Source organism: Nocardia sp. NPDC004340, assembly GCF_053602575.1.
Genome location: NZ_JBSGDW010000002.1, coordinates 33,865 through 58,537 on the forward strand (window position 1 = coordinate 33,865; position 24,673 = coordinate 58,537).

At 69.8% G+C, this 24,673-nt stretch carries 23 protein-coding genes; 14 read left to right on the plus strand and 9 right to left on the minus strand.

Features of this window, described 5'->3' with window-relative positions:
- Positions 1-78 precede the first annotated feature (78 nt).
- Positions 79-294 (minus strand): biotin/lipoyl-binding carrier protein, encoded by a 216-nt coding sequence (locus ACWEOI_RS07625; protein ID WP_213559751.1) that lies wholly within the window; start codon positions 292-294, stop codon positions 79-81.
- Between the two features lie 91 nt (positions 295-385).
- Here ACWEOI_RS07625 and ACWEOI_RS07630 point away from each other — a divergent pair, with 91 nt between their 5' ends.
- Entirely contained in the window at positions 386-460 is a 75-nt protein-coding gene (locus ACWEOI_RS07630; RefSeq protein ID WP_153805149.1) for a 50S ribosomal protein bL37, read from the plus strand.
- 82 nt (positions 461-542) lie between these two features.
- Here the strand turns inward: ACWEOI_RS07630 and rsrA are convergent, their stop codons facing one another.
- Both rsrA and ACWEOI_RS07640 read right to left on the minus strand, forming a co-directional pair.
- Positions 543-824: a mycothiol system anti-sigma-R factor gene (gene rsrA, locus ACWEOI_RS07635; RefSeq protein WP_452359220.1), complete on the minus strand. Its 282-nt coding sequence runs from the start codon at positions 822-824 to the stop codon at positions 543-545.
- 65 nt (positions 825-889) lie between these two features.
- Positions 890-1,618 (minus strand): sigma-70 family RNA polymerase sigma factor, encoded by a 729-nt coding sequence (locus ACWEOI_RS07640; protein WP_379095821.1) that lies wholly within the window; start codon positions 1,616-1,618, stop codon positions 890-892.
- Between the two features lie 234 nt (positions 1,619-1,852).
- Between ACWEOI_RS07640 and ybaK the strand changes: the two genes are divergently transcribed.
- The 4 genes from ybaK (at position 1,853) to ACWEOI_RS07660 (ending at position 5,204) form a co-directional block, all read left to right on the plus strand.
- Positions 1,853-2,344: a Cys-tRNA(Pro) deacylase gene (ybaK, locus tag ACWEOI_RS07645; protein ID WP_379278411.1), complete on the plus strand. Its 492-nt coding sequence runs from the start codon at positions 1,853-1,855 to the stop codon at positions 2,342-2,344.
- Positions 2,345-2,500: 156 nt separating this feature from the next.
- Complete coding sequence (locus tag ACWEOI_RS07650) at positions 2,501-3,046, plus strand: MarR family transcriptional regulator (protein WP_433667833.1); 546 nt, start codon at positions 2,501-2,503, stop codon at positions 3,044-3,046.
- A gap of 71 nt (positions 3,047-3,117) precedes the next feature.
- On the plus strand, positions 3,118-4,734 hold the full coding sequence (locus ACWEOI_RS07655; protein ID WP_433673457.1) for a DHA2 family efflux MFS transporter permease subunit: 1,617 nt from the start codon (positions 3,118-3,120) through the stop codon (positions 4,732-4,734).
- Between the two features lie 167 nt (positions 4,735-4,901).
- Complete coding sequence (locus ACWEOI_RS07660) at positions 4,902-5,204, plus strand: hypothetical protein (protein WP_433667834.1); 303 nt, start codon at positions 4,902-4,904, stop codon at positions 5,202-5,204.
- Between the two features lie 23 nt (positions 5,205-5,227).
- Here the strand turns inward: ACWEOI_RS07660 and ACWEOI_RS07665 are convergent, their stop codons facing one another.
- Positions 5,228-5,995, minus strand: a complete 768-nt coding sequence (locus ACWEOI_RS07665; RefSeq protein WP_452359562.1) for an SOS response-associated peptidase — start codon at positions 5,993-5,995, stop codon at positions 5,228-5,230.
- Between the two features lie 146 nt (positions 5,996-6,141).
- Between ACWEOI_RS07665 and ACWEOI_RS07670 the strand changes: the two genes are divergently transcribed.
- Positions 6,142-7,650, plus strand: coding sequence for an aldehyde dehydrogenase family protein (locus tag ACWEOI_RS07670; RefSeq protein WP_433667835.1), 1,509 nt, complete (start codon positions 6,142-6,144; stop codon positions 7,648-7,650).
- A gap of 50 nt (positions 7,651-7,700) precedes the next feature.
- Here the strand turns inward: ACWEOI_RS07670 and ACWEOI_RS07675 are convergent, their stop codons facing one another.
- Positions 7,701-7,991 carry a hypothetical protein gene (locus ACWEOI_RS07675; RefSeq protein ID WP_433667837.1) on the minus strand — a complete coding sequence of 97 codons (291 nt, stop codon included), beginning with the start codon at positions 7,989-7,991 and terminating at the stop codon, positions 7,701-7,703.
- A 104-nt stretch (positions 7,992-8,095) separates the two neighbouring features.
- On the opposite strand from ACWEOI_RS07675, the gene aroA reads away from it, so the two are divergent.
- The 4 genes from aroA (at position 8,096) to ACWEOI_RS07695 (ending at position 11,187) form a co-directional block, all read left to right on the plus strand.
- Entirely contained in the window at positions 8,096-9,397 is a 1,302-nt protein-coding gene (gene aroA, locus ACWEOI_RS07680) for a 3-phosphoshikimate 1-carboxyvinyltransferase (RefSeq protein WP_452359221.1), read from the plus strand.
- Positions 9,394-10,401, plus strand: a complete 1,008-nt coding sequence (gene rsgA / locus ACWEOI_RS07685; protein WP_357087350.1) for a ribosome small subunit-dependent GTPase A — start codon at positions 9,394-9,396, stop codon at positions 10,399-10,401. Before aroA ends, rsgA begins: the two co-directional genes overlap by 4 nt.
- A gap of 78 nt (positions 10,402-10,479) precedes the next feature.
- Positions 10,480-10,635 carry a hypothetical protein gene (locus ACWEOI_RS07690; RefSeq protein ID WP_433667840.1) on the plus strand — a complete coding sequence of 52 codons (156 nt, stop codon included), beginning with the start codon at positions 10,480-10,482 and terminating at the stop codon, positions 10,633-10,635.
- Between the two features lie 27 nt (positions 10,636-10,662).
- Positions 10,663-11,187, plus strand: coding sequence for a nitroreductase family deazaflavin-dependent oxidoreductase (locus ACWEOI_RS07695; RefSeq protein WP_433667841.1), 525 nt, complete (start codon positions 10,663-10,665; stop codon positions 11,185-11,187).
- Positions 11,188-11,193: 6 nt separating this feature from the next.
- On the opposite strand, the gene ACWEOI_RS07700 is transcribed toward ACWEOI_RS07695, so the two are convergent.
- Positions 11,194-14,019 (minus strand): AAA family ATPase, encoded by a 2,826-nt coding sequence (locus tag ACWEOI_RS07700; RefSeq protein WP_452359222.1) that lies wholly within the window; start codon positions 14,017-14,019, stop codon positions 11,194-11,196.
- Positions 14,020-14,347: 328 nt separating this feature from the next.
- Between ACWEOI_RS07700 and ACWEOI_RS07705 the strand changes: the two genes are divergently transcribed.
- On the plus strand, positions 14,348-14,665 hold the full coding sequence (locus ACWEOI_RS07705) for a hypothetical protein (protein ID WP_357283604.1): 318 nt from the start codon (positions 14,348-14,350) through the stop codon (positions 14,663-14,665).
- 36 nt (positions 14,666-14,701) lie between these two features.
- Here the strand turns inward: ACWEOI_RS07705 and ACWEOI_RS07710 are convergent, their stop codons facing one another.
- The 3 genes from ACWEOI_RS07710 to secA form a co-directional block, all read right to left on the minus strand.
- Complete coding sequence (locus tag ACWEOI_RS07710; protein ID WP_452359223.1) at positions 14,702-17,323, minus strand: LuxR C-terminal-related transcriptional regulator; 2,622 nt, start codon at positions 17,321-17,323, stop codon at positions 14,702-14,704.
- Between the two features lie 203 nt (positions 17,324-17,526).
- Complete coding sequence (locus ACWEOI_RS07715) at positions 17,527-17,766, minus strand: hypothetical protein (protein ID WP_452359224.1); 240 nt, start codon at positions 17,764-17,766, stop codon at positions 17,527-17,529.
- Positions 17,767-17,937: 171 nt separating this feature from the next.
- Positions 17,938-20,763, minus strand: coding sequence for a preprotein translocase subunit SecA (secA, locus tag ACWEOI_RS07720; RefSeq protein ID WP_452359225.1), 2,826 nt, complete (start codon positions 20,761-20,763; stop codon positions 17,938-17,940).
- A gap of 459 nt (positions 20,764-21,222) precedes the next feature.
- On the opposite strand from secA, the gene ACWEOI_RS07725 reads away from it, so the two are divergent.
- The 3 genes from ACWEOI_RS07725 (at position 21,223) to ACWEOI_RS07735 (ending at position 24,583) form a co-directional block, all read left to right on the plus strand.
- Positions 21,223-22,644 (plus strand): wax ester/triacylglycerol synthase family O-acyltransferase, encoded by a 1,422-nt coding sequence (locus ACWEOI_RS07725; RefSeq protein ID WP_433667851.1) that lies wholly within the window; start codon positions 21,223-21,225, stop codon positions 22,642-22,644.
- Positions 22,628-23,218: a DUF6912 family protein gene (locus ACWEOI_RS07730; RefSeq protein ID WP_433667852.1), complete on the plus strand. Its 591-nt coding sequence runs from the start codon at positions 22,628-22,630 to the stop codon at positions 23,216-23,218. Before ACWEOI_RS07725 ends, ACWEOI_RS07730 begins: the two co-directional genes overlap by 17 nt.
- Positions 23,219-23,419: 201 nt before the next feature.
- Positions 23,420-24,583: a ferredoxin reductase gene (locus ACWEOI_RS07735; RefSeq protein WP_379280008.1), complete on the plus strand. Its 1,164-nt coding sequence runs from the start codon at positions 23,420-23,422 to the stop codon at positions 24,581-24,583.
- The last annotated feature ends 90 nt before the right edge of the window (positions 24,584-24,673 follow it).

The window sequence follows — 24,673 nt, forward strand, 5'->3', positions numbered from 1 at the left end:
CACTCCTCTGTTCCCACGTCGGGTGTATGTTCCCACGCGACACGGCAAGGATGCGTCAGGAGCGGGCGGGGCTCGCGCTCAGGAGATGACGGCGATCAGGTCGCCGGGCTGCAGGACGTCGCCGGGCTTGACGTTGATCGAGGCCACGGTGCCGGGTCCCTCGACGATGACCGGGATCTCCATCTTCATCGACTCGAGCATGACCACGGGGTCGTCGGCCTTCACTTCGTCGCCGACGGAGACCAGGATCTCCTGCACGGTCGACACCATCTCGGCCAGCACTTCCTCAGCCATGAACACCTCTCGCTTTCGAGTCACCTGTAGCCCCTGAAGGTACAGCAGATCACGCGTGAAAGAATGGCGACCGACTGAAGGGAGATTACCTATGGGTAAGCGTGGACGTAAGAAGCGTGGCCGCAAGAAGAATGCCGCCAACCACGGCAAGCGGCCGAACGCCTGAGCTGCTTCGATAAGCTCGAAAACTGCTGAGCGGCACCACTTCCCACCGGGGAAGGGTGCCGCTCAGCTGTATCCGGGATGTCTTATTCGGCCGGTTCGATCCGGGTCTCGACCACGGTGTAGCTGGTCCGGATCTCCATGGTCAGGCGCTGCCGGAGCGAGTCCGGTGCGCGATCGCCGCCGCACTTGCGGTTCAGCAGCGACTTGAGTTTCTCCTCCAGGCCGTAGGCCTCGACGCACGGCGAACAGCGGTCGATGTGCTCCCGCAGCCGCGCCTTCACGGTCTCGTCGCACTCGTTGTCCAGGAGCAGCCAGACATCGGCGAGCACCGCCGAGCAGTCCAGTTCTTCCATCTCGTCGCTCATGCCTCCGCTTCGCTCCGACCCGAGCGACGCGTCGGCTGTGCCCATTTTCCGCTCGCTGCGCTCGCTCACTGGGTTACCTCCTCGCGCGCCGCATCGCTGCCCGACCGGTTGAATCCACGTTCCCGCGCCACGTCCGCGAGCAGGCCCTTGAGCTGCTTGCGGCCCCGGTGCAGGCGGGACATGACAGTACCGATGGGAGTACCCATGATCTCGGCGATTTCCTTGTAGGGGAAGCCCTCCACATCGGCGTAGTACACCGCCATCCGGAACTCCTCCGGCAGCGACTGCAGAGCGGCCTTGATGTCGTCGTCCGGCAGCGCCTCGAGCGCCTCCATCTCCGCGGAGCGCAGGCCCTGGGAGGTGTGCTCGGCGGTGGCGGCGAGCTGCCAGTCGGTGATCTCGTCGGTCGGATACTGCGCGGGCTGGCGCTGCTTCTTCCGGTACGAGTTGATGTAGGTGTTGGTGAGGATGCGGTACAGCCAGGCCCGCAGGTTGGTGCCCTCGCGGAAGGACTTGAAGCCCTGGTAGGCCTTGGCGAAGGTCTCCTGCACCAGGTCCTCGGCATCGGCCGGGTTGCGGGTCATGCGCAGGGCCGCGCCGTAGAGCTGGTCCAGCAGCGGCAGCGCGTCGCGTTCGAACCGGGCGGCCAGTTCGGCCGTCGATTCGGAGCTTCTGGCCCCGGATTCGCTCACTTCGTCGTCATAGTCGACCGCTTGGTCGTCACCGGCGTCGATGCTGTCCGCATCGTCATCACGCCGGCGATCGACCATGTCGTCGTCGCTCGTCACGCTAATCCCTTCGATCGCCGTAGCAATTGAATCTACCGCGAACAGGGATTCGGCCCGGAAACCGGTTGGTCGCTCCTCGAGCAGAACGGACACCGACTCCTCCTTGGTCATGGGATCGAGTGCTTCCCGTCCGTGGGCCCGACGGTTGCCGAGAAGCGCGTATCGCATGCAACAGGGTGAACGCTCCGCCTGTTCCCACACTCTGAAATCGGCTTGCGCGCGGTGTCTAGGGTGAGCCGCATGGCCGCTTCTACTCCCGCGATCAAAGCCCTGGTACAGGCGAAGGTGGAGCATCGGGTGCACGCGTATGCCCATGACCCGCGCAGTGATTCGTACGGCGCGGAGGCGGTGGACGCGCTGGCGGCCGAGGTCGGGGTGAGCGCCGGGCAGATCTTCAAGACGCTGGTGATCGACCTGGGTTCGGGCGGGCTCGCGGTGGCGGTGCTGCCGGTTCCGACCACGCTGTCACTGAAGGCGGCGGCCGCGGCGCTGGGCGGCGGCAAGGCGGCGATGGCGGACAAGGCGAAGGCCGAGCGCACGACCGGCTATGTGCTGGGCGGGATTTCGCCGCTGGGGCAGAAGAAGCGACTGCCGACGGTCGTCGATTCGTCGGCGCTGGAGTGGGATCGGGTGTTGTGCAGCGCGGGCAAGCGCGGGCTGGAGATCGAGCTCGCGCCTGCGGATCTGGTGCGGCTGACGGGGGCGGTGACCGCGGCGGTCGCGGTGGCCTGACCTGCCGATTCCTGGGCGAATTGTCCGATTCGGCCGTGAGCGGAGACACAACCTCCGGAAATCCCTTGCCAAGGGACAACTATGTCGGAATACTTGCGCCGTACAACTAGTTGCCTTTTACAAGCAATTGCCCGACGCAAGGAGGTGAGACCGACCGTGACCGACGATGACCCGGCGACCAGCACCGACATCGACGACGGCCTTGTCGATGCCATCGCCTACGAGATCGCCCGGCTCACCAAGCTGCGCGATCGCACCAACGCGCAGATCTCGGCCCTCACCGGGGGCGAGATCGAACCAGCCGCGTTCAGCATCCTGTTCCAGCTGATCCACGGCGGCCCGAAACGCTCGGGCGCGCTCGCCGAGGCCCTGTACTCCGACGCCTCGACCATCAGCCGCCAGGTCGCGAGCCTGGTCAAACGCGGACTCATCGAACGCCGCGCCGACCCCGCCGACGGCCGCGCCAGCGTGCTCGACGTGACCCCCGCCGGACGCACCGTGGCCGCCCAGATCCGGGCCCGCCGCAACGATTCGCTGCGCGACATGCTCACCGACTGGGCCCCCGGCGAACGGGAGGTCTTCTCCCGGCTGCTGCGTCGCTTCGTCGACGGCTACGAGGGGACCCGGCAACGCATGCTGGCCGATATCGCGGCCCACAAAGACCTGAAATCCTATTACGAACCCGCGGAGAGCAATTCGTGACAACCCAAGCGACAGTGGCGGAGCCGGAACTCAATTCGGCCGGCTTCACCCACAAGCAGATCCTGGTGATCATGAGCGGCCTGATGATGGGCATGCTGCTGGCCGCCCTCGATCAGACCATCGTGTCGACCTCCATCCGCACCATCGCCGATGAGCTGCAGGGCTATTCGGCGCAGGCGTGGGTCACCACCGCCTACCTGATCACCTCGACGCTGGCCACCCCGCTCTACGGCAAGCTGTCGGACATGTACGGCCGCAAGCCGTTCTACCTCGCCGCCATCACCATCTTCGTGGCCGGGTCACTGGCCTGTTCCGTCGCGACCTCGATGTACCAGCTGGCCGCCTTCCGGGCCTTCCAGGGCCTGGGCGCGGGCGGTCTGATGTCGCTGGCGCTGACCATCATGGGCGACATCGTGTCCCCGCGGGAACGCGCCCGCTATCAGGGCTACTTCCTGGCCGTGTTCGGCACCTCCAGCGTGGTGGGGCCGGTCATCGGCGGTCTGCTCTCGGGCACCGACCAGATTCTGGGCGTCACCGGCTGGCGCTGGGTGTTCCTGGTGAACGTGCCGATCGGCATCATCGCGCTGGCCGTGGTGACCCGCGTGCTCAAGCTGCCCAAGCGTCCCGGCAACAAGGTCGCCATCGACTGGATGGGCATCTCGGCGCTGGTCGTCGGTCTGGTGCCGCTGCTGGTGATCGCCGAGCAGGGCCGCGAATGGGGTTGGACCAGTGGACATGCCATCATCTGCTACGCCCTCGGCGCGTTCGGCGTGCTGACCTTCATCGCGGTCGAGGCCAAGCAGGGCGACGCCGCGCTGATCCCGCTGCGCATGTTCAAGAACTCCACCTTCGCCCTGGGCGTGCTCATCTCGGTGGTGGTCGGCGCGGCCATGTTCGGCGGCATCACCCTGCTGCCGCAGTACCTGCAGGTGGTGCAGGGCGCGAGCCCGACCAAGGCGGGTCTGCTGATGCTGCCGCTGGTGGCGGGCATGATGACCGGCTCGATCCTGGCGGGTCAGCTGATCTCGCGGACCGGACGGTACAAGTTCTTCCCGCCGGTCGGCGCGGGGCTGCTCACCGCGGGCCTGTTCCTGCTGCACCTGGTCTCGGCCGACACCAAGCTGTGGATCGTCATGATCTTCATGGCCATCACCGGCTTCGGCCTGGGCAACCTGATGCAGCCGCTGACCCTGGCGCTGCAGAACGCGTTGCCGCCCAAGGACATGGGCGTGTCCACCGCCGCCGCGACCTTCTTCCGGCAGATCGGCGGCACCCTGGGTGTGGCGGTGTTCCTGTCGGTGCTGTTCACCCAGCTCACCCCGAACATCACCACCTCGCTCGAGCACGCCGCCCAGCAGCCCGCCTACGTGCAGGCCATCCAGGACGGCCGGAACAGTGACAACCCGGTCGACAAGCAGGTCGCCAACGGGCTGATCGCCAAGGATCCGGAGGTCGCGAAGCAGGTGCTCAACGACAGCTCGGTCATCCAGAAGCTGGACCCGACCCTGGCGCATCCGTTCAAGGAGGGCTTCGCCGAGTCCATGGACCGGGTGTTCCTGGCGGCCACCGCGGTCGCGCTGATCGCCTTCCTGCTGGTGCTGTTCTGGAAGGAGGTGCCGCTGCGGACCGCGGGCGGCATCCAGGCCCGGGACGAGGCCGCCGAGAAGGCGGATCCCGCGACGGTCTGACCGGCGACAATCGAATCGACAGTGCCCCCGCCGCGGAGACGCGGCGGGGGCACTGCCATTTCACTATCCCGGCGGTTTTCTGTGAGTTACTGGGGAGCGAGCAGTGAGGTTGTTGTGAACGTGTGCAGTCCGCAAGGTCCGTTCGAACCCGAGGATGTGATGCGGTTATGTCTCGCAATCGGCGCATTGGCACGGCTGTCGCCACCGGAACACTGATCCTGGCACTGGGCGCGGGCCCATTGACAGCCGTCACCGCGATGGCCGAGCCCGTCCCCGTCCCCGTCGCGCCGCAGGGGCCCAGCTTCCCGGACCCGGGCACACCAGGCGGCGGAGCGCAGCCGAAGAAGGACGAGAGGGTGGAGAAGGCCGAGGCGCTCGGCGGCGGCATCATCACGAAGATGATCGACTCGTCGGCCGAAACGCTGAGATGCACACTGAATATCGCTCTGCCGACAGTGAAGTGCAAATAGCGCGTCGAACGTTCACGGGCCGGTCAGATCAGGCTGATCTGACCGGCTTGTTCGTCCACAGCCGCCAACAGGTCGGGTCCATTGTTCTTCACACTGTTCACCAGCGACGGGACCTCACGGATCAGGATGTCCGAAACCGCCGCGGCGGCGGGCGTTTCCAGCAGTTCCTCCGGGGCCGGGTGATCCGGGTCCAGCCAGGCGGCCCAGTGCTCGCGCGGCATGGGCAGCGGCATGCGGTCGTGCACCTTGGTGAGATCGCCGACGGCGTCGGTGGTCAGGATCGTGCAGGACAGCAGCGGCTGCGCGGCGTCACCGAGCTCGCGGTCGCGCCAGACCGACCACAGGCCCGCCATATAGAGGCGGCCGCCGTCGGCGCGGGACATGAAGTACGGGCGCTTGACGGCCTTGCCGGCGCCGCCCGCCTCGGTGATCCACTCGTACCAGCCGTCCATCGGCACCAGGCAGCGGCGCTTCTTCACCGCGTCGCGGAAGGAGGCGGTGGTGGCGGCCTTGTCGGCGCGGGCGTTGAAGAGCGGTTTGCCCTTCACCGGGACGCCCGGTTCGGCGGTCTTGGTCCAGGGTGGGATCAATCCCCAGCGCATGGCCCGGACGCGCAGGGCGGCCGGGTCCTCGGGGTGGTCGCGGTCGTGGCGTTCGACGACGGTGAGCACCTGGTTGGTGGGGGCCACGTTGTAGTTGGGGTCGAAGACCTTGTCGCCGGTCTCGTCGATGGCGTCGAGCTCGACGGCCAGCTTCGCGGGATTCGTCGTGGTCGCGTATCTACCGCACATGCCGACCATGCTGCCACCGGTCACCGACACCCACCAGGACCACCGCGCCCGCGAATCGAATCGTCATCGATGTGATGGCAATTGACATCACTTGGACGGTGTGAGACGTTCGTCTCATCACACTCTCATCAAGGGATCGCCGCACAATGACTGCAACCGAAGCCGCCCCGCTCGATCAGGCCGAGACGCTGACTTCCGTCAACCCTGCCACCGGCGAGGCCCTCGCCACCTACCGGATCGATGATGAGGCGGCCGTGCGCGCTGCCGTCGCCAAAGCCCGCAGCGCCGCAGCCACCTGGGGCGCGCTGAGCTACGCCGAGCGCAAGAAGCACGTGCTGCGCTGGGGCAGCAAGCTCGTCGAGAAGTCCGACGAGTTGTGCGAGCTCATCCACGCCGAGAACGGCAAGCCCGTCGACGACGCCTTCCTCGAGCTCATGCTGGCGCTCGAGCACATCAAGTGGGCCGCCTCCAACGCCGAGAAGGTGCTCAAGCCGCGCAAGGTCTCGCCCGGCACGTTCATGGCCAACTTCGCCGCCCACCTGGAGTACCGCCCGCTGGGCGTGGTCGGCATCATCGGCCCCTGGAACTATCCGGTCTACACCCCCAACGGCTCCATCGCCTACGCACTGTCCGCGGGCAACTGCGTGGTGTTCAAGCCGAGCGAATTCTCCACCGGCATCGGCAATTTCGTGGCCAAGGCGTTCGCCGAGGCGAACCCGGAACTGCCGGACGGGGTGTTCGTCACCATCAACGGCTACGGGGCCACCGGCGCCGCGCTGGTGAAGTCCGGCGTCGACAAGCTGGCGTTCACCGGGTCCACCGCGACCGGTAAGAAGATCATGGCCTCGGCCGCCGAGTCGCTCACCCCGGTGCTGCTGGAGTGCGGCGGCAAGGACGCGGTGATCGTGGCCGCCGACGCCGACATCAAGGCCGCCGCCGACGCCGTCGCCTGGGGCGCCACCGCCAACTCCGGCCAGACCTGCGCGGGCGTCGAGCGCGTGTACGTGGACAAGTCCATCGCCACCGAGTTCGTGGCCGAGGTCAAGCGCATCCTCACCGACATCAAGCCCGGCTCGGACGACAAGGCCTCCTACGGCCCGATGACCATGCCCAGCCAGGTCGACATCGTGCGCCGGCACATCGAGGACGCGCTGAAGAACGGCGGCACCGCGGTGCTCGGCGGGCCCGAGTCCGTCAAGGGCTCCTTCATCGACCCGGTCATCCTGGTCGACGTGGACGAGTCCTCGGAAGCGGTGTGCGAGGAGACCTTCGGCCCGACCGTCACCATCCGCACCGTCAGCGGCGTGGACGAGGCCGTGGAGCTCACCAACAAGAGCAAGTACGGCCTGGGCTCGGCGGTCTACTCCAAGAAGCAGGGCATGGAGATCGCCCGACGCCTGGAGGTCGGCTGCACCTCGGTGAACTCGGTGCTGTCCTATGCCGCCATCTCCGGCCTGCCCTTCGGCGGCGTCCGCGATTCCGGCATCGGCCGCATCCACGGCGCCCCCGGCCTGCTGGAATTCGCCCGCCCGCACTCGATCGCGGTGCAGCGCTTCACGATTCCGGGCATGGCGCTGCTGTCCTACACCCGCACCGACCGCACCATGAAGCTGCTCCGCAAGATCGTGCCCCTGGTGCACGGCCGCGCGAAGTGATCTGACGCTCGCGAATGCCGGTTCCCTTCGCGGGCACCGGCATTCGGCGTTCAGGGGGTCGGCGGCAGCGGCGGTGCGGCGAAGAACTCCTCGAGCGGAGTCGGACCGGTATAGCGCTGGCAGTTGCAGCGCGACCAGGCTTTGATCCCGGCCCCGGTCTTGCGGAAGTTCTCCGCGTGACAGTGGCCCGCCGCACGGTCGTGCAGGGCCAGGTCATGGCCGCAGCCGCACCGGGCGGGACTCTGCTGAGCTGGTTTGGGGCGACGGGAGCCGAACCGGCCCGCGAGCCAGCCGCCGCCGACCAGAGCGCCACCGATTACCAGGCTGAGAGGATCGATCACCCACCCAGCATACGTACCCATATACGTATACGTCGAGCAGTCCGATAGTGCCGAGAACGGGATGTGGACCCCGCGAGAGCCCGGTCATTTGGGAAGATGGTGCGGTGACTTTCTGGCCCGCGCCCCATGTCCGAGTTCCCGTCCACGCTTCCGTGACCCTGCCCGGGTCCAAATCCATTACCAATCGGGCGCTGATCCTCGCCGCGCTGGCGGATCGGCCGTCCACCATCACCGGGGCGTTGCGCAGCCGGGACACCGATCTGATGATCGCGGCGCTGCGGGCCATGGGCACCGGGATCGAGGGTGACGGCAGCACGCTGGTGGTCACTCCGCCCGCCGAATTCGGCAGCGCCATGGTCGATTGCGGCCTGGCGGGCACGGTCATGCGGTTCCTGCCGCCGGTGGCGGCGTTGGCGCGCGGCGACGTCGCCTTCGACGGCGACGAACAGGCGCGGGCGCGGCCGCTGGGCACCATCCTGGACGCGCTGCGGGCGCTGGGCCTCGACATCGACGGCAACCAGCTGCCTTTCGTGGTGCACGGGATGGGGGCGCTGCGCGGCGGGCCGGTCACCATCGACGCGTCGGGTTCCTCGCAGTTCGTGTCGGGGCTGCTGCTGTCGGCGGCGCGGTTCGAGCAGGGCGTCACCGTGAACCACGACGGCGCGGCGCTGCCGTCCATGCCGCACATCGAGATGACCGTGGAGATGCTGCGCCGGGCCGATGTTCGCGTCGACGCTCCCAACGATCCGCGCAAGGCGCAGACCTGGACCGTCGCGCCCGGCCCGATCCGCGCGGTGGATTGGGACGTGGAGCCGGACCTGTCCAACGCCACCCCGTTCCTGGCCGCCGCGGCCGTCACCGGCGGTGAGGTGAGCATCCCGCACTGGCCCCGATTCACCACCCAGCCCGGCGACGTGATCCGCGAGATCCTGGTCCGGATGGGTGCGGAGGCGCGGATCTTCGACGGCGTGCTCACCGTGCGCGGCCCGGAACGCCTGGCGGGCATCGACATCGACCTGCACGACGTGGGCGAGCTGACCCCGACCGTGGCCGCGCTTGCGGCCCTGGCGGATTCGCCGTCGCGGCTGCGCGGCATCGCGCACCTGCGCGGGCACGAGACCGACCGGCTGGCGGCGCTGGCCACCGAGATCAACCGGCTCGGCGGCAAGGTCACCGAGACCGAGGACGGGCTGGCCATCGTGCCGAACCCGCTCACCGGCGGGCAGTGGCGCTCCTACGCCGACCACCGGATGGCCACCGCGGGCGCGATCATCGGCCTGGTGACCCCGGGCGTGGAGATCGAGGACATCGGCACCACCGCCAAGACGCTGCCGGGATTCGTCGAGTTGTGGGAGAGCATGCTGGCCGGAGCGGACCACACCGGCGAGCCGGGAGCAGACCGCTGAGGCGCCGCGAGTACGACGAGTCCGATGTCCGGGTGCGCCCGGGCAAGGGCTCGCGCCCGCGCACCAAGACCCGGCCGCAGCATCTGGATGCCGAAGCGGCCATGGTCGTTTCGGTGGACCGCGGCCGCTGGGGGTGCGTGCTGGACGGGGATCCGGAGCGCGGCGTGGTCGCCATGCGGGCGCGCGAACTGGGCCGGACCCCGATCGTGGTCGGCGACCAGGTGGATCTGGTCGGCGACCTGTCGGGCAAGCCCGACACCCTGGCCCGCATCGTGCGGGTGTCCGAACGGCGAACGGTGTTGCGCCGCACCGCCGATGACACCGACCCGTTCGAGCGGGTGGTGGTGGCCAATGCCGAGCAGCTGTTCATCGTGGTGGCGCTGGCCGATCCGCCGCCGCGCACCGGGTTCGTGGAGCGGGCCATGGTGGCGGCGTATGTCGGTGGGCTGCAACCGATCCTGTGCCTCACCAAGCACGATCTGGCCGCCGACTCCGAATTCGCCTCGGCCTTCGAGGATCTGGATCTCACCATCGTCTACGCGGGCATCGAGGATCCCCTGGAACCGGTGCTGGAGCTGCTCGACGACAAGCTGACCGCCTTCATCGGACATTCGGGGGTGGGCAAGTCCACCCTGGTGAACCGGCTCGTCCCCGACGCCGAGCGCGCGGTCGGCGAGGTGTCGGGGGTCGGCAAGGGGCGGCACACCTCGACCCAGTCGGTGGCGCTGCCATTGCCCGATGATGGCTGGGTGGTCGACACGCCCGGCGTGCGATCGTTCGGTTTGGCCCACATCACACCCGACGACGTGATCGCCGCCTTCTCGGACCTGGCCGAGGCGATCGAGGACTGCCCGCGCGGCTGCACCCACCTGGGCCCGCCCGCCGATCCGGAATGCGCACTCGACCTGCTGGAAGGCAAGGAGCAGCGGGTGGCGGCCATCCGCCGTCTGCTGACCGCGCTGAATTCCAACGACCCCTGGTTCCGCGGCAACAGCGAATCCTGAGGCGACACGGGCCGCCATCGGTAGCTGAAGAATCGCCCATTCGATACCTTTTGTGCATAACCGGCACGAAGGGATGTCATGAGCGAGGAAACTCCACCGCGCGAGCATGACGACGACGCCGACTCGCGCGAGGACGAGAAGAAACAACTGCGCCGCGAACACGACGAGGACCGCTCCCCCACCGACCCGAACGACTGGAACGAGGACTGGGACCGGGCGCGTTGGGCGCCCTAGTGGCGGCCCGGCAACATAATCGGGGACATGGTTTTCGCTGAATGGCAGCGCGGCCCCGGCGCGCCCGCCCGCTGGAATCCGGTCCCCCGGCTGGGGCGGGCACTGGCCCGCCGCCGCACGGTCATGCGCGCCGCCCCGCTGGTCTTCGCGCTGGAACGGATCGCGCGGCGAACCACCAAGGGCCGCATGGGGATTCTCGACGTGGCGGGCCTGCCCGCGGTGGAGCTGACGGTGGCGGGCCGCCGCACCGGACTGCCGCGCACGGTCAGCCTGCTCTACACGCCCGATCTCCTGGACGAGAAGCGGTTCCTGATCGTCTCGTCGAATTGGGGCAAGCTCGAAGAGCCGTCCTGGTCGGCCAATCTGCGGCACGCCGAAGCGGCCGAACTGACGGTGCGGGGCGAGCGGTTCCCGGTCCTGGTGCGCGAGCTGACCGGCGACAGTCGGGACCGGGCCTGGCGGCGGGCGCTCGAATTCTGGCCCGGCTACGCCATGGAGCAGCGGCTCGCGGGGACGCGCCGGTTCCGGCTGTTCGAACTCACCCGCGCCTGAGCGGCGTCACAGCGGCGGACGGGTCAGCCGCATGCCGTTGTCGAAGTCGATGCCGCGCAGCTCGGAACGGCCGGTGAGACCGAGCTTCTCGAGAATCCGCGACATGTGGTGGCCGACGGTGCGCGGGCTGAGGAACAGTTCCGCGCCGATCTCCCGATTGGTGAGGCCCTGGGCGGCGAGCCGGGCCACCTGGGACTCCTGCACGGTCAGCGGCGTGTCCGAACCTCCGGCGGGTTTGGTCCCGGTGCCGGTGAGGTCGAGTTCGGTGCGGGTGCGCGCGGCCCACGCGGTCGCGCCGATCAGCTCGAAACCGTCCGCGGCGAGGCGCAATTGCTCGGCGGCATCACGGCGGCGGCGGACCCGGCGCAGCCACTTGCCGTAGAGCAGCTGGGTGCGGGCGCGTCCGAAGCTGCCGTGCCGGGAATCGCCGACCGCGACGGCGCGCCGGTAGTAGTGCTCGGCGCGGTCCTCCTCCGCGAGCAGCGCCCGGCAGGCGTAGGCGGCGGCCAGCGCCCAGCGGGCCCGGGACCGCCGCGCCCAGAGCACGATGTGCTCCGAGTGCGCGGCGGCCTCGTCGAAACGACCCACGCGGCACGCCGCTTCGACGAGATCGAGGGTGGCCAGCCGGGCCAGTGTGGGGTGCGCGGCCTCGTGGCCCGGCTGCGACAGCGCGCGCAGCCGGCGGTAGGCGGCCTCGGCGTCACCGGCGGTGAGCGCGTGGAAGCCGTGGTGCCAGTAGGCGCCGCCGGTGAGCAGTGGTACCGCGTGCGGGCGGGACAGCGCCAGCGCGCGCTCCACGCTGTCGGTCACCAGGTCCGCGTCGCCGCGCTGAGCGGCCAGCCGGGCCCGCAGGTTCCAGCACTGGGCGAGGATATTGTCGGCGCCCGCACCCGAGGCCAGGTCGAAGGCCTCCTCGAGGGTGGCCTCCCCGGCCTCCCACCGCCCGGTCGCGAACTGCATGGTCGCCAGCTGCGGCAGCACCCCGACCGCCGCCGCCCGATCGCCGGAGGCTCGAAGTCCGGCCGCCACCCCCAGATACGGTTCCAGTCCCGCCTCGGCCAGCCCCCACTCCAGCAGTTGCGCCGCGGGCGGCAGCAGCTGCGCCGCGAGCATCGGCGACGGCTCCGCCACCACCGCCTCGAGCTGCCCGTCCATCGGCCGGTCGACGCCCTGCCCGAGTACCCACTCGGTCCGTTCCGCCAGTAGCCGCAACCCCGCGACCAAGTCGGCCCCGCGCGCCGGCCGCGACTCCCCGCCCGCGAATTCCGTAGCCGCGGGGGACGGCGCAGCCGAATCTCGGCCGGACAGAGCCGAATTCGCGGTCCCGACGGTGACCTGCCCCGGCGACTCGGGGCGCACCGCCGATACGGGTGGCACCGGCGCGGACGTGCCCGCGCCGGCGGCAGGGGTTTCCGCGAGGCGGGCGGCTATGGCGTCGGCGTCGCGGAGCAACAGGATGCGGGCGCGGGCGGGGTCGCCGGCGACGAGCTCGAGCAGGCCGGGCAGGCCCGCGGCGGCGGTGGTGATGGCGGCCGGGGTGGTGCGCGATTCGGCGAGGGTGAGCAGGCGGCGGGCGGATTCGATATCGCCGCCCTCCCAGGCGAATTGGGCCGCGGCGGCGAGGCGGAGACCGGCGGTGGCCGGATCGTCGGTGATGGCGGCGGCGCGGCGCAGGACGGCGGCCGCGGCGAGGGGGCCGTTGTGGCGCAGGACGCGGGGTGCGCCGTCGGCGAGGGCGCGGGCCAGTTCGGGATCGGGGGTGTCGAGTCCGGCGGCGAGGTGCCAGGCGCGTAGTTCGCCGGCGCCGGAGCCGGGGAGCGCGGCGGCCAGGGCGAGGTGGACGGCGCGGCGCTGGGCGGGCGGGGCGGCGTCGTAGGCCGCGCCGCCGAGCAGACGGTGCCGCATGTCGACGCGGCCGTCGGTGACGACCAGCAGACCCGCCTCGAAGGCCCGCTCCCAATCCGCCGGGGCGACACCGAGTTCGGTGGCGGCGGACGCGATCGGGCACAGGGTGCCGCGGTCCTCGGCGGCCGCCACCACCAGCAGCAGGCGAATGCCCGGATCCAGGGCGGCGAGCCGGTCGGCGAAGGCGGCGCGCAGGCGGGGGCCGAAAGGCGCGGGTCCCCACGCGATTCCGGCGGTGTCCTCGGTGTCGATCGGGAATTCACGCAGGGCCAGGGGGTTTCCGCCGGCCAGTTTCAGCATGCGGTTCGCCCGGGGCGCACCGACGCCACCCGCCCGCCGCGCCAGTAGCCGCCGCGCCTCCGGGTCGGGCAGCGGGGCGATCGGCAGCACCCGCAGCGACTGCCACACCGTGGTGGCGGGGCTGTCCCGCATGGCGATCAGCAGGGCCACCCGGACCCCGCCGAGGCGGCGCAGCGCGAACGTGAGCGCCCGGGCGGTCGCGAGATCCACCGACTCCGCGTCGTCGACGACGAGCAGGACCGGCTGCTCCGCGGCCACCGCCGCCAGCAGGGAGACCACGGCCGCGCCCACCAGGAACCGGTCCGCCGGGCCGGGTCCGCGGCCGAGGGCGGCGGTCAGGGCGCGGGCCTGCGGACCGGGCAGCGCGGGCACGCGGTCGGCGAGCGGGCCGAGCAGTTCGCGCAATGCCGCGAAATCCACTCCATTGTCGGCGGAATTTCCGCGGCAGTGCAGAACTCTGAATTCGGTGGCGCGTTGTTCGGCGTCCCGCAGTAGCGCGGTTTTCCCGATCCCGGGTTCTCCCCAGAGCAGCATTCCCCCGCCGTGACCGGCGCGTGCCTGGGTCAGGACCCGAGACAGTTCGTTCTGTTCTCGTTCCCTCCCCTGGAGCACCCGGATCTCGCGCACGTCGCAAGGTACCTCGCATTACGAGCAACCGACAAACCTGTAAACGCGATCTTCCCAGCGGCTGAGATCACCGCCGGGATAAGCGATTCCGGACATTTCGCGATCGACCGATTGACCGACCGATACGATGACCGATTCTCTTCCGGATCGGGAAGACTAAAATGCGGGCGCGAATAGGGAACCCCAATTCGGGCATCGCTCCGAAACGCTTTCCATTGCATTCCCGGCGGCGCCCCGGTTAAACATTCCGGCCCGCACCGGGCCGGGCCCAGGACACGTTTCGGTCGCACGGCGTGCGGACCCCGCCGGAAATAGTTAGCCTGCGCAGGTGGAAGACCGTGAGCGCAAGGAATTTTCGCCGCTCCTCGACGCAGCCCTCGGCCCGGGAGCACCCGTCACCCCGGAGGTCCGGATCGGGCGCAACGACCCGGACGACGCGCTGCCCGAATGCGTCCGCTGCGGCAGACCCGCGGCATTGCACCTGCGCGCGGTCTGGCTGTCCACCCGCGCCGTGATGGCCGGGGACACCGACGTGGACAGCGTGATCCAGGTGCACGCCTGCGGCGGCTGCGCGGGCAGTGTGGCCGGCATGATCCTGATCAACTGGGACCCGCGCTACTGGGGCGAGTCGGTCAACCTGGACTGACCGGTCGACAGCCGCACCTACCGCGAGCCGGAACCGTCAGCGCGGCCGCACGATTCGCATGCCGTTGTCGAAGTCGACATCCACCAGATCGGACCGGCCGCTGAGCCCCAGCTTGCCGAACACCCGCGACAGGTGGTGCCCGACGGTACGGGGGCTGAGGAACAGCTCGGTCCCGATCTCCCGGTTGGTGAGCCCGTGGGCGGCCAGCCGCGCCACCCGCAGCTCCTGCGCGGTCAGCACCGAGGTCTCGCCGTGCGCGGTGACCGGCGTCGCCCGGCGGCCGGTGAGTTCGAGCTCCTGCCGGGCGCGCAGCACCCACTGGGCCGCGCCCATGCCCTCGAACGCCTCGGCGGCCGAACGCAATTGCTCGGCGGCGTCGGCGCGGCGGCGGGCCCGGCGCAGCCACTTGCCGTAGAGCAGACGGGTGCGCACCTGGTTCAGGTCGTGGCGGGTGCGCCGCGCGGCCAGCGCGCGCTGGAAGTACTTGTCGGCGCGGTCGTCCGTGCACAGCAGCGCCCGGCAGGTGTAGGCGGCCGAGACCGCCCAGTCGGCGCGGGAGCGCACCGCCCAGTCCCGGATCTCCTCGTAGTACCCGGCGGCCTCGCCGTGGCGGCCCACCCGGACCGCGGCCTCCACCAGATCCACGGCGGCCAGCCGCGCGTAGGTGGGATGCCGGGCGTCGTGGCCCGGCTGGGCCAGGGTGCGCAGACGCAGATACGCGGTCTCCGGATCGCCGAGGCTGAGGGCGTGGAAGCCCAGATGCCAGTGCGCCGACGCGATGACCGCGTGCGCGCGCCGCGGCCGGGCCAGCGCCAGCACCTGATCCGCGGCCGCCAGCACCCCGTCCGAATCACCGTGCAGAGCCGCGATTTTCGCGCGCAGCGCCCAGCACTGGGCGAGCACGTTGTCCACGCCGCCGGCCTCGGCCAGCTCGAACGCCTCGTCCAGGGTGCGTTCGGCGGCCGGGAAGCGGCCGTTGGCGAATTGCAGGATGGCCAGCTGCGGCAGCAGCGACACCGCGGCGGGAGCGGCACTGCCCCGCAGCGACGCCGCCGCTTGGGTGTACGGCTCCAGAGCGGTCTCGGCGAGTCCCCACAGCAGCACCAGCGGCGCGGGCGGCAGCGGCCGGATCATGGTGTGGAAGCGGGAGATACCTTCCCGCACGGTCATTTCCGCGGGATCCAGATCGAGCACGCCGTGCCCGGCCACCCAGCGCGCACGTTCCGCGTCGACCCGCAGGTTGGCGGCGGTCGCCGGGTCCACCAGCTCGGCGTCGCGCAGCAGCAGGCGGCTCGCCCGTTCCGGTTCTCCCGCGACGAATTCCAGCAGTCCGGCCAGGCCCCGGGCGGCCGTCGCGGCCCGTTCCGGGCCCAGGCGGGCGACGGCGCGGTCGAGCAGGCCGTGCGCGGAGGCGATATCGCCGCCCGCCCAGGCGAATCGGCCCGCGGCGGCGAGCCGTTCCCCGGCCCGCTCCGGGTCGGGTGAGATGGCGGCGGCCTGGCGCAGCATGGCGGCCGCGGCCATCGGCCCGTGCGCGGCGCCGGTCGCCCGTTCGGTCAGCGCGGCGGCGAGGTCCTCGTCGGGCCGGCCCGCGGCGAGGGCGCGGTGCCAGGCGCTCAGGTCGTGATCGCCGGTCCCGGTCAGCGCGTCCGCGACGGCCAGCTGGGCGGCCCGGGTCTCGGCCACGGTCGCGGCCGCGTGCACGGCGGCGCACAGCAGCGCGTGGGTGCGTTCGACGCGGCCGTCACTGATGGTGAGCAGCCCGGCGGCCGCGACGTACTCCCAGGCCTGGGCGTCCACGCCGAGGGCGGCCGCGGCGGTGGTGACGATGCCCAGCACGCCGCGGGTCTCGGTGGCGGCCACGGTCAGCAGGGTCCGGACGGTGGCGGGCAGGGCGGCGACGCGTTCGCCGAACGCGGTGCGCACGCCGGGGCCCAGGGCCATGGGTTCGGGGGCGGTGCCCGCGAGATCGCCGACGACACCGGGCAATTCGAGCAGCGCGAGGGGGTTGCCGTCGGCCACGGAGAGAATCCGGCCCAGGCGCAGCGCGCCGAGCGGGCCGTACCGGTCGGCGAGCAGGCGGCGGGCCTCGGCGTCGGGCAGACCGGTGACCCGCAGCGCGGGCAGGTCCCGCCACAGCGTGTCGGCGGGGTCGTCGCGCAATGCCGCCAGCAGTGCGACGGGGGCGGCGGTGAGGCGGCGGATGGCGAAGACGATGGCCCGCGCCGATTCCGGGTCGACCAGTCGGGCCTCGTCCACGATCAGCAGCAGCGGCTGCTCGGCGGCGAGTTCGGTGAGCAGCCGCACCAGCGCGGCCCCGACCAGGAACGGGTCGGCGGGACCGGCGTCGAGGCCGAGCACCACGCCCAGGGCGCGGGCCTGGGCGGGCGGCAGCAGCGGCAGCCGGTCGGCGACCGGCAGCAGCAGCTCGTGCAGGGCCGCGTGGTCCAGGCCGGATTCGGCGCGGATGCCCTGGCAACGCAGCACCCGGAAGTCCGCGGCCTGGTCGAGCGCGGCGCGTAGGAGCGCGGTCTTGCCGATCGCCGGATCCCCGGACAGAACCAGCGCCGCACCGCGGCCCGAACGCGCCGCCGCGAGAACGCGATCCACGTGGACGCGTTCTCGTTCCCTCCCGTAGAGCTTCAGGTCCTCCCACACATTCGGGAAATTTAGTCTAGCTAATAGCGTGCAACCAAGCCCTTCGCAAGCAACTGGCACAAATTGTCCCGAATGACGCAGATCACAAGATCAATAGGAGCAATTCAATTAACGCACAACCGAGTTCGCGCGATAGAAATGCCCCTTATTGTCACCGTTGAAGCGAAAAGCACCCGAATGGGATTCGCCGGGCAGCTCGCCGATCAGCGGAAGATGGTCATGTACCAGAGCCCGTCGGCGCCCTGATCGCAGCTCCACCGCCAGCCGTCCTCACCGCGCAGCTGCACGCCACCGGACTGGAACTGGCCATTGTTGCCGTCCGCGGCGCAGCCGTCGAGCGAGGAGTAGCTGCCGTCCACCGTCAGAGTCTCCGCGTGCGCCGTCGCGATGCCCGCCCCGAAGATACCGACGGTCGCGGCGGCGAGTGTGAAAGTCTTGAACATTGTGTGATTCCTTCCTTTTCGATCGCCACCCGGCGACCGATTCGGAAGCAATTCCAGCGCACCGATCATGACCGTTTCATGACCACGCGAAAACTCTTGGCGCACTGCGGAAAACACCGCGCCCCGGGTGAGAACACCCGGGGCGCGGCACGTTTCGACAGGGTCGCGAACTCAGTGGCGGCGCTTGGTCCGATCCGCCTTGGACTGCGCCCGGGCCGCCTCGCGACGCTCGCGGCGGGTGCCGCCCTGCGCGTCCTCGGCGCCGTACTCGTCGCTGTCGCTGCGCACGGCCGCGTGGCCGCCCTCGTCCGGGCCGCTGTAGGACAGCCCGCGCGGGCCGGACTCGTCGATTCCCTTGGCGCGCAACGCCGCCGGAGCGCCGTTGCCCGCCTGCGCCGCGTCCTCCTGGGTGGGCAGCGGACGGTTGCCGACCGGCGACTGCAGGCCCGCGGCCACGTTCACGCCCACCGGCTGCGGCTGCTGCACCTCGACCTGGAGGTTGAACAGGAAGCCGACCGACTCCTCCTTGAGGCCCTCGAGCATGGCCGCGAACATGTCGAAGCCCTCACGCTGGTACTCGACCAGCGGGTCGCGCTGCGCCATGGCCCGCAGGCCGATGCCCTCCTTGAGGTAGTCCATCTCGTAGAGGTGCTCGCGCCACTTGCGGTCCAGCACGCTCAGCAGCACCTGGCGTTCCAGGTTGCGCATGCTGCCCTCGCCCGCGAGGCCGTCGATCTCGCCTTCGCGGTTGTCGTAGGCGGTGTGCGCGTCGTCGAGCAGCGCGTCCAGCAGTTCCTCGCGGGACAGGTCGCCGGGCTCGCCGTTCTCGATCTCACCGGTGAGCTCGCGGTAGTCGATGCCGCCGGGGTACAGCGTCTTGAGCGCGCCCCACAGCTTGTCCAGATCCCAGTCCTCGACGTAGCCCTCCGCGGTGGCGCCGTTGACGTAGGCGGTGATCACGTCGGTGATCATCTCCTGCACCTGGCCCTCCATGTCCTCACCATCGAGGATGCGGGCACGCTCGGCGTAGATCACCTTGCGCTGCTGGTTCATGACCTCGTCGTACTTGAGGACGTTCTTGCGGATCTCGAAGTTCTGCTGCTCGACCTGGGTCTGCGCCGACTTGATGGCCCGCGAGACCATCTTGGCCTCGATCGGCACGTCGTCGGGCAGGTTCAGCCGGGTCATGATCGACTCCAGCGCCGCGCCGTTGAAGCGCCGCATCAGCTCGTCGCCCAGCGACAGGTAGAAGCGGGACTCGCCCGGGTCGCCCTGCCGGCCGGAACGACCGCGCAGCTGGTTGTCGATACGCCGCGACTCGTGGCGCTCGGTGCCCAGCACGTATAGGCCGCCCGCCTCACGCACCGCCTCGGCGTCCGTGCCGACCTGCTGCTTGACCCGGTCCAGGGTGGCGTGCCACTGGGCCTCGTACTGGTCGGCGGTCTCGACCGGGTCCAGGCCCTGCCGGCGCAGCAGGATGTCGGCGATGATGTCCGGGTTGCCGCCCAGCACGATGTCGGTACCACGACCGGCCATATTGGTGGCGACGGTGACCGCGCCCGGCCGACCGGCCTCGGCGACGATCTGCGCTTCCTGCTCGTGGAACTTGGCGTTCAGCACACTGTGCGCGATGCCGCGCTTGGTGAGCAGCTTGGACAGGTACTCCGAGCGCTCGACCGAGGTGGTGCCGACCAGGACCGGCTGGCCCAGCTCGTGCTTCTCCTGGATGTCGTCGGCGACCGCGGCGAACTTGGCCTCTTCGGTCTTGTAGATCAGGTCGGACTGATCCTGGCGGACCATCGGCTTGTTGGTCGGGATCGGCACCACGCCCAGGCCGTAGGTCTGGTGCAGCTCGGCCGCCTCGGTCTCGGCGGTACCGGTCATGCCCGACAGCTTGTCGTACAGGCGGAAGTAGTTCTGCAGCGTGATGGTGGCCAGCGTCTGGTTCTCCGGCTGGATCTCCACGCCTTCCTTGGCCTCGATGGCCTGGTGCATGCCCTCGTTGTAGCGGCGGCCCACCAGGATTCGGCCGGTGAACTCGTCGACGATGATGACCTCGCCGTCGCGGACGATGTAGTCCTTGTCCTTGGTGTAGAGCTCCTTGGCCTTGATGGCGTTGTTCAGGTAGCTCACCAGCGGCGAGTTCGCGGCCTCGTACAGGTTGTCGATGCCCAGCTGGTCCTCGACGAACTCGACGCCCGCCTCGTGCACACCGATGGTGCGCTTCTTGATGTCGACCTCGTAGTGCAGGTCCTTCTTCAGCAGCGGGGCGATGCGCGCGAACTCCGCGTACCACTTCGAGGAGGCGTCGGCCGGGCCCGAGATGATCAGCGGGGTGCGGGCCTCGTCGATGAGGATGGAGTCGACCTCGTCGACGATGGCGAAGTTGTGCCCGCGCTGGACCAGATCGTCCAGCGTGTGGGTCATGTTGTCGCGCAGGTAGTCGAAGCCGAACTCGTTGTTCGTGCCGTAGGTGATGTCCGCGGCGTAGGCCTCGCGGCGCTCGGCCGGGGTCATGCCGCCCAGGATCACGCCGACCTCGAGACCGAGGAAGCGGTGCACGCGGCCCATCCACTCGGAGTCGCGCTTGGCCAGGTAGTCGTTGACGGTGACGACGTGCACGCCCTCGCCGGAGAGAGCGTTGAGGTAGGCGGGCAGCACACAGGTCAGGGTCTTGCCCTCACCGGTCTTCATCTCCGCCACATTGCCGATGTGCAGGGCGGAACCGCCCATGATCTGGACCTTGTAGTGCTTCTGGTTGAGCACTCGCCAGGACGCTTCCCGCGCGGTCGCGAAGGCCTCCAGCAGCAGTTCGTCGAGGGTCTCGCCCTCGGCGTAGCGCTGTTTGAACTCCGCGGTCTTGGCCTGGAGCTCGGCGTCGGAGAGCGCCGTGTACTCCTCGTCGAGGGCGATGACCTCGTCCGCCAGGCTTGCCAGCCGCTTGACCGTGCGACCTTCACCAATCCGTAGCAACCTTGAAAAACTCAGCGCAGGCACGGGTCTTGTAGTCCTCTGGTCGGTGTTGTCGGTAGCCCCCACCATGGCGGGAGGCCTGCGCGCGGGCGCGCATTCACAAGCCATGGTAATCCGGCCCCCATCGTAGGTGCTGAACTGCGCACGGGACTGCCCGGGCGCTGAGGAGAAGCTGTGAAAACGCGACGCTCGCACCGCCGCTCCGGGCCCCGGCGAACGTCCAGCGAATGGGCTTGCGGCCGAAGCTGATTCGACACCCCTGACGTACCATGTAGGGGGTCCGGCGTGCGGCGGTCCGCGTCCGCGCACCCGGAACCGCGGCACCGACGACGGTGCGTGATCTCGGGCAGTGCGGCCCATACATTCCCCCAGGTGACCGGATTGCGATAGCTTGCCTCCAGGCGGTTCGTCCGCATGAAAGCCGGCGCCTCGGCAGGGGGAAAACTGCGAGGCGCGGGCAGGGATAAGGGAGTAGCGGGCAGCGTGATCACCAGACTGACGCCGCAGGACGCGTCGTTCTACCGGCTGGAATCCAGCAGCAACCCCATGCACATCGGCTCGCTGGCGATCCTGCGCAATCCCGCGCCCACCGGTAGATCCGGGCCCGGGCCGCTGGATTACGACCGGCTGGTGTCGCTGGTCGAGTCGCGGCTGCCGCTGGTGCCGCTGTACCGGCGCAAGGTGCGGGAGATCCCGTTCTCGCTGGGCCGCCCGATCTGGGTGGACGACAGCCACTTCGACATCACCTACCACGTGCGGCGTTCCGCGCTGCCCGAGCCGGGCACCGACGAACAACTGCTGGACCTGGTGGCCCGGCTGGCCTCGCGCCCACTCGACCCGAGCCGGCCGCTGTGGGAGATGTACCTGGTCGAAGGCCTGTCCGAGGGCCGCTGCGCGATCTTCACCAAGACCCACTCGTCCCTGGTGGACGGCGACAGCGCGCTCGAGATCGGGCATGTGATCCTGGACACCTCCACCGCGCCCCGCGACGTCGCCGACGACGCCTGGGTCGCCCACCGCGAGCCCGCCGAACTGGAACTGCTGCTCGGCGCGGTCGGGCACCTCGCCACCCAGCCGCGCGAAGGCCTGGAGGTGGCGCGGCACCACATGGCCGAGGCCTTCGCCATGGTCGACGCGACCGGCAAGGCCGTGCAGAAACTGGTGTCCATGGTCCGCACCGCGGCCATCGGCGCGCCCGACAGCCCCCTGAACACCCGCACGTCCCGCAATCGCCGCTTCGAGGTGGTGCGCACCGATCTCGAGGACTACCGCAAGATCCGCAAGCGGTTCGACTGCTCCATCAACGACGTGATCCTCGCGGTGGTGACCGGCGCGCTGCGCAATTGGCTGCTCTCGCGCGGGCAGGTGCTGACCGAGGCCGACGCGCTGCGCGCGGTGGTCCCCATGTCGGTGTACGCCGACGGGCCGCACGGCGAACTGAAACCCGCGGGCGAGGTCACCTCGCTGCTGCTGGATCTGCCGGTGGGCGAACCGAATCCGGTGATCCGCATCGAGCACATCAAGCACGCCACCGAGGCGCACTCCCGGCATCAGCGCGGGGTGCGGGCGCGGACGCTGGTGCACATGGCCGGATTCGCTCCGGCGAGCCTGCATGCCATGAGCGTGCGGTCGGCGAGTACTTTTGCAGAGCACACGTTCAATCTGGTGATCACCAACGCGCCGGGTCCGCAGCAGGCCATGTACATCGGCGGCGCGCGGATGCTGGAGATGTACCCGGTATCGCCGTTGCTGCGCTTTCAGGCTCTGAGTATCGGGCTCACGTCCTACGACGGGCGGGTGTTCTACGGACTCACGGCCGATCGCGACGCCATGGCCGATATCGCGGTGCTGACCGCTTCGGTGCACGAGTCGATGGAGGAGATGCTCGGTGCCTGCGTCCAGTGAGTCGTCCGCCGTGCCGAAGAAGCTACGGGTCTACGTCCCGGCCACGGTGCCGATGCTGCGGGAACTGGTGAAGGACCGGGAGATCCGCGCCCTCAACGACACCGCCTTCGCGGTGACCCCCGCGCTGCGCGAGGCCTACGCCTCCGGCGACGACGAGGAACTCGCCGAGGTCGCGATGGCCGAGGCCGCGCGCGCCTCGCTGCGACTGCTCGCCGAGGAACAGGCCGCCGCCGACCTGGGCGGCGAGGACGCGGGCGACGAGTCGGGCGAGGCCGCGCCCCGCGGCCCGATCTTCCGCCGCGCGGTCATCGCCGCCGACGTCACCGGCGCGACCCTGCGCCCCGACCTCGACGACGCCGTGGTCCGGCTCTCCGCCGCCATCCCCTACGACCGCATCGCGTCCATCCACGTGGACCTGGCCGAGGCCGAATCCGAGGTGGCCAAGGCCGTCGAGGTCATCGACGCCGCCGACATGGGCGACGCCGACGCCGAATTCGTGCTCGGCGATGCCGAAGACCACCAGCTGGCCTGGTACGCCGCCCAGGAACTCCCCTTCCTGCTCGACCTCCTCTGACCGCTCGAAGCCGTCTCCGCACCGCCATCCACAGCCCTCGATCCGAGCCCCCGATTCCCGGAATCGGGGGCTCGTGAGCTTCGAGAGGTACTCCGAACCTACGATGCCGTAACCTGGCTGTGATGGTTGCCTGTCACAGGGGCGACCGGTGCGCGACGAAGCGCTGACCAGCGTGCACGACGACAGAAAGCGTTCCCGGATATGGCATCGAAGAGTGGCGGATTCTCCGTGCGAGGACTGCGCGAGTGGCTGGAGGCCCCCGTGGCCGAAGGCGGGAACGCCGGGCGGACCCCGCTCGACGCCCTGCGCGGAGCCGCCGCCCGGATCACCACTCCCCTGCTGCCCGACGACTACCTGCACCTGGTGAACCCGCTGTGGTCGGCGCGCGAGCTGCGCGGCCGCATCGTGGAGGTCCGCAAGGAGACCTCCGACTCGGCCACCCTGGTGATCAAGCCGGGCTGGGGCTTCGACTTCAAGTTCGCCCCCGGCCAGTACATCGGCATCGGTGTGCTGGTGGAGGGCCGCTGGCACTGGCGCTCGTATTCGCTGACCAGCCCGCCGGATTGGACCGGCGACGGCGCCCACAAGGGCCGCCGCCTGATCTCCATCGCGGTGAAGGCGATGCCGGAGGGCTTCCTGTCCACCCACATCGTCTCCGGTGTCCCGGCGGGCACCATCGTGCGCCTGGCCGCGCCACAGGGCGGTTTCGTGCTGCCGGATCCGGCGCCGCGCAAGGTGCTGTTCCTGACCGCGGGCTCGGGCATCACCCCGGTGATGGCCATGCTGCGCACCATGGATCGCCGCGACGCGGTCCCGGATGTGCTGCACGTGCACTCCGCCCGCACCCCCGACGACGTGATGTTCGGCGACGAGCTGCGCGAATTGCACGACCGCCGGCCCGGATTCACCGCCCACCTGCACCTCACCGGTGAGAACGGCAAGTTCGCGCTCGCCGATCTGGACACCGTGTGCCCGGACTGGCGTGAGCGCGAGACCTGGGCCTGCGGCCCGCTGCCCATGCTGGACGAGATCGAAAAGCATTGGGCCGCCGCCGGTATCGGCGACCAGCTGCACGTGGAGCGGTTCGAGATCGAGCGCAACGCCACCGCCGAGGGCGGCACGGTGACCTTCGCCAAGACCGGTCGCACCGCCGAGACCGACGGTGCGACGACCCTGCTGCAGGCCGGCGAGGACGCCGGCGTGCAGATGCCGTTCGGCTGCCGCATGGGTATCTGCCAGACCTGTGTGGTGACCGTGACCGAGGGTCATGTGCGGGATCTGCGCAACGGCAAGGAACACCGCGCCGGCGACAAGATCCAGACCTGTATCTCGGCGGCCGCGGGCGACTGCACCCTCGAGGTCTGACCGACACTGCCCCGGGCCCGTCCCACACCGCACCGTGTGGGACGGCTCCGCCCGAGAACCGCTACCCTCGATAGCAATCGAGCCTGACCG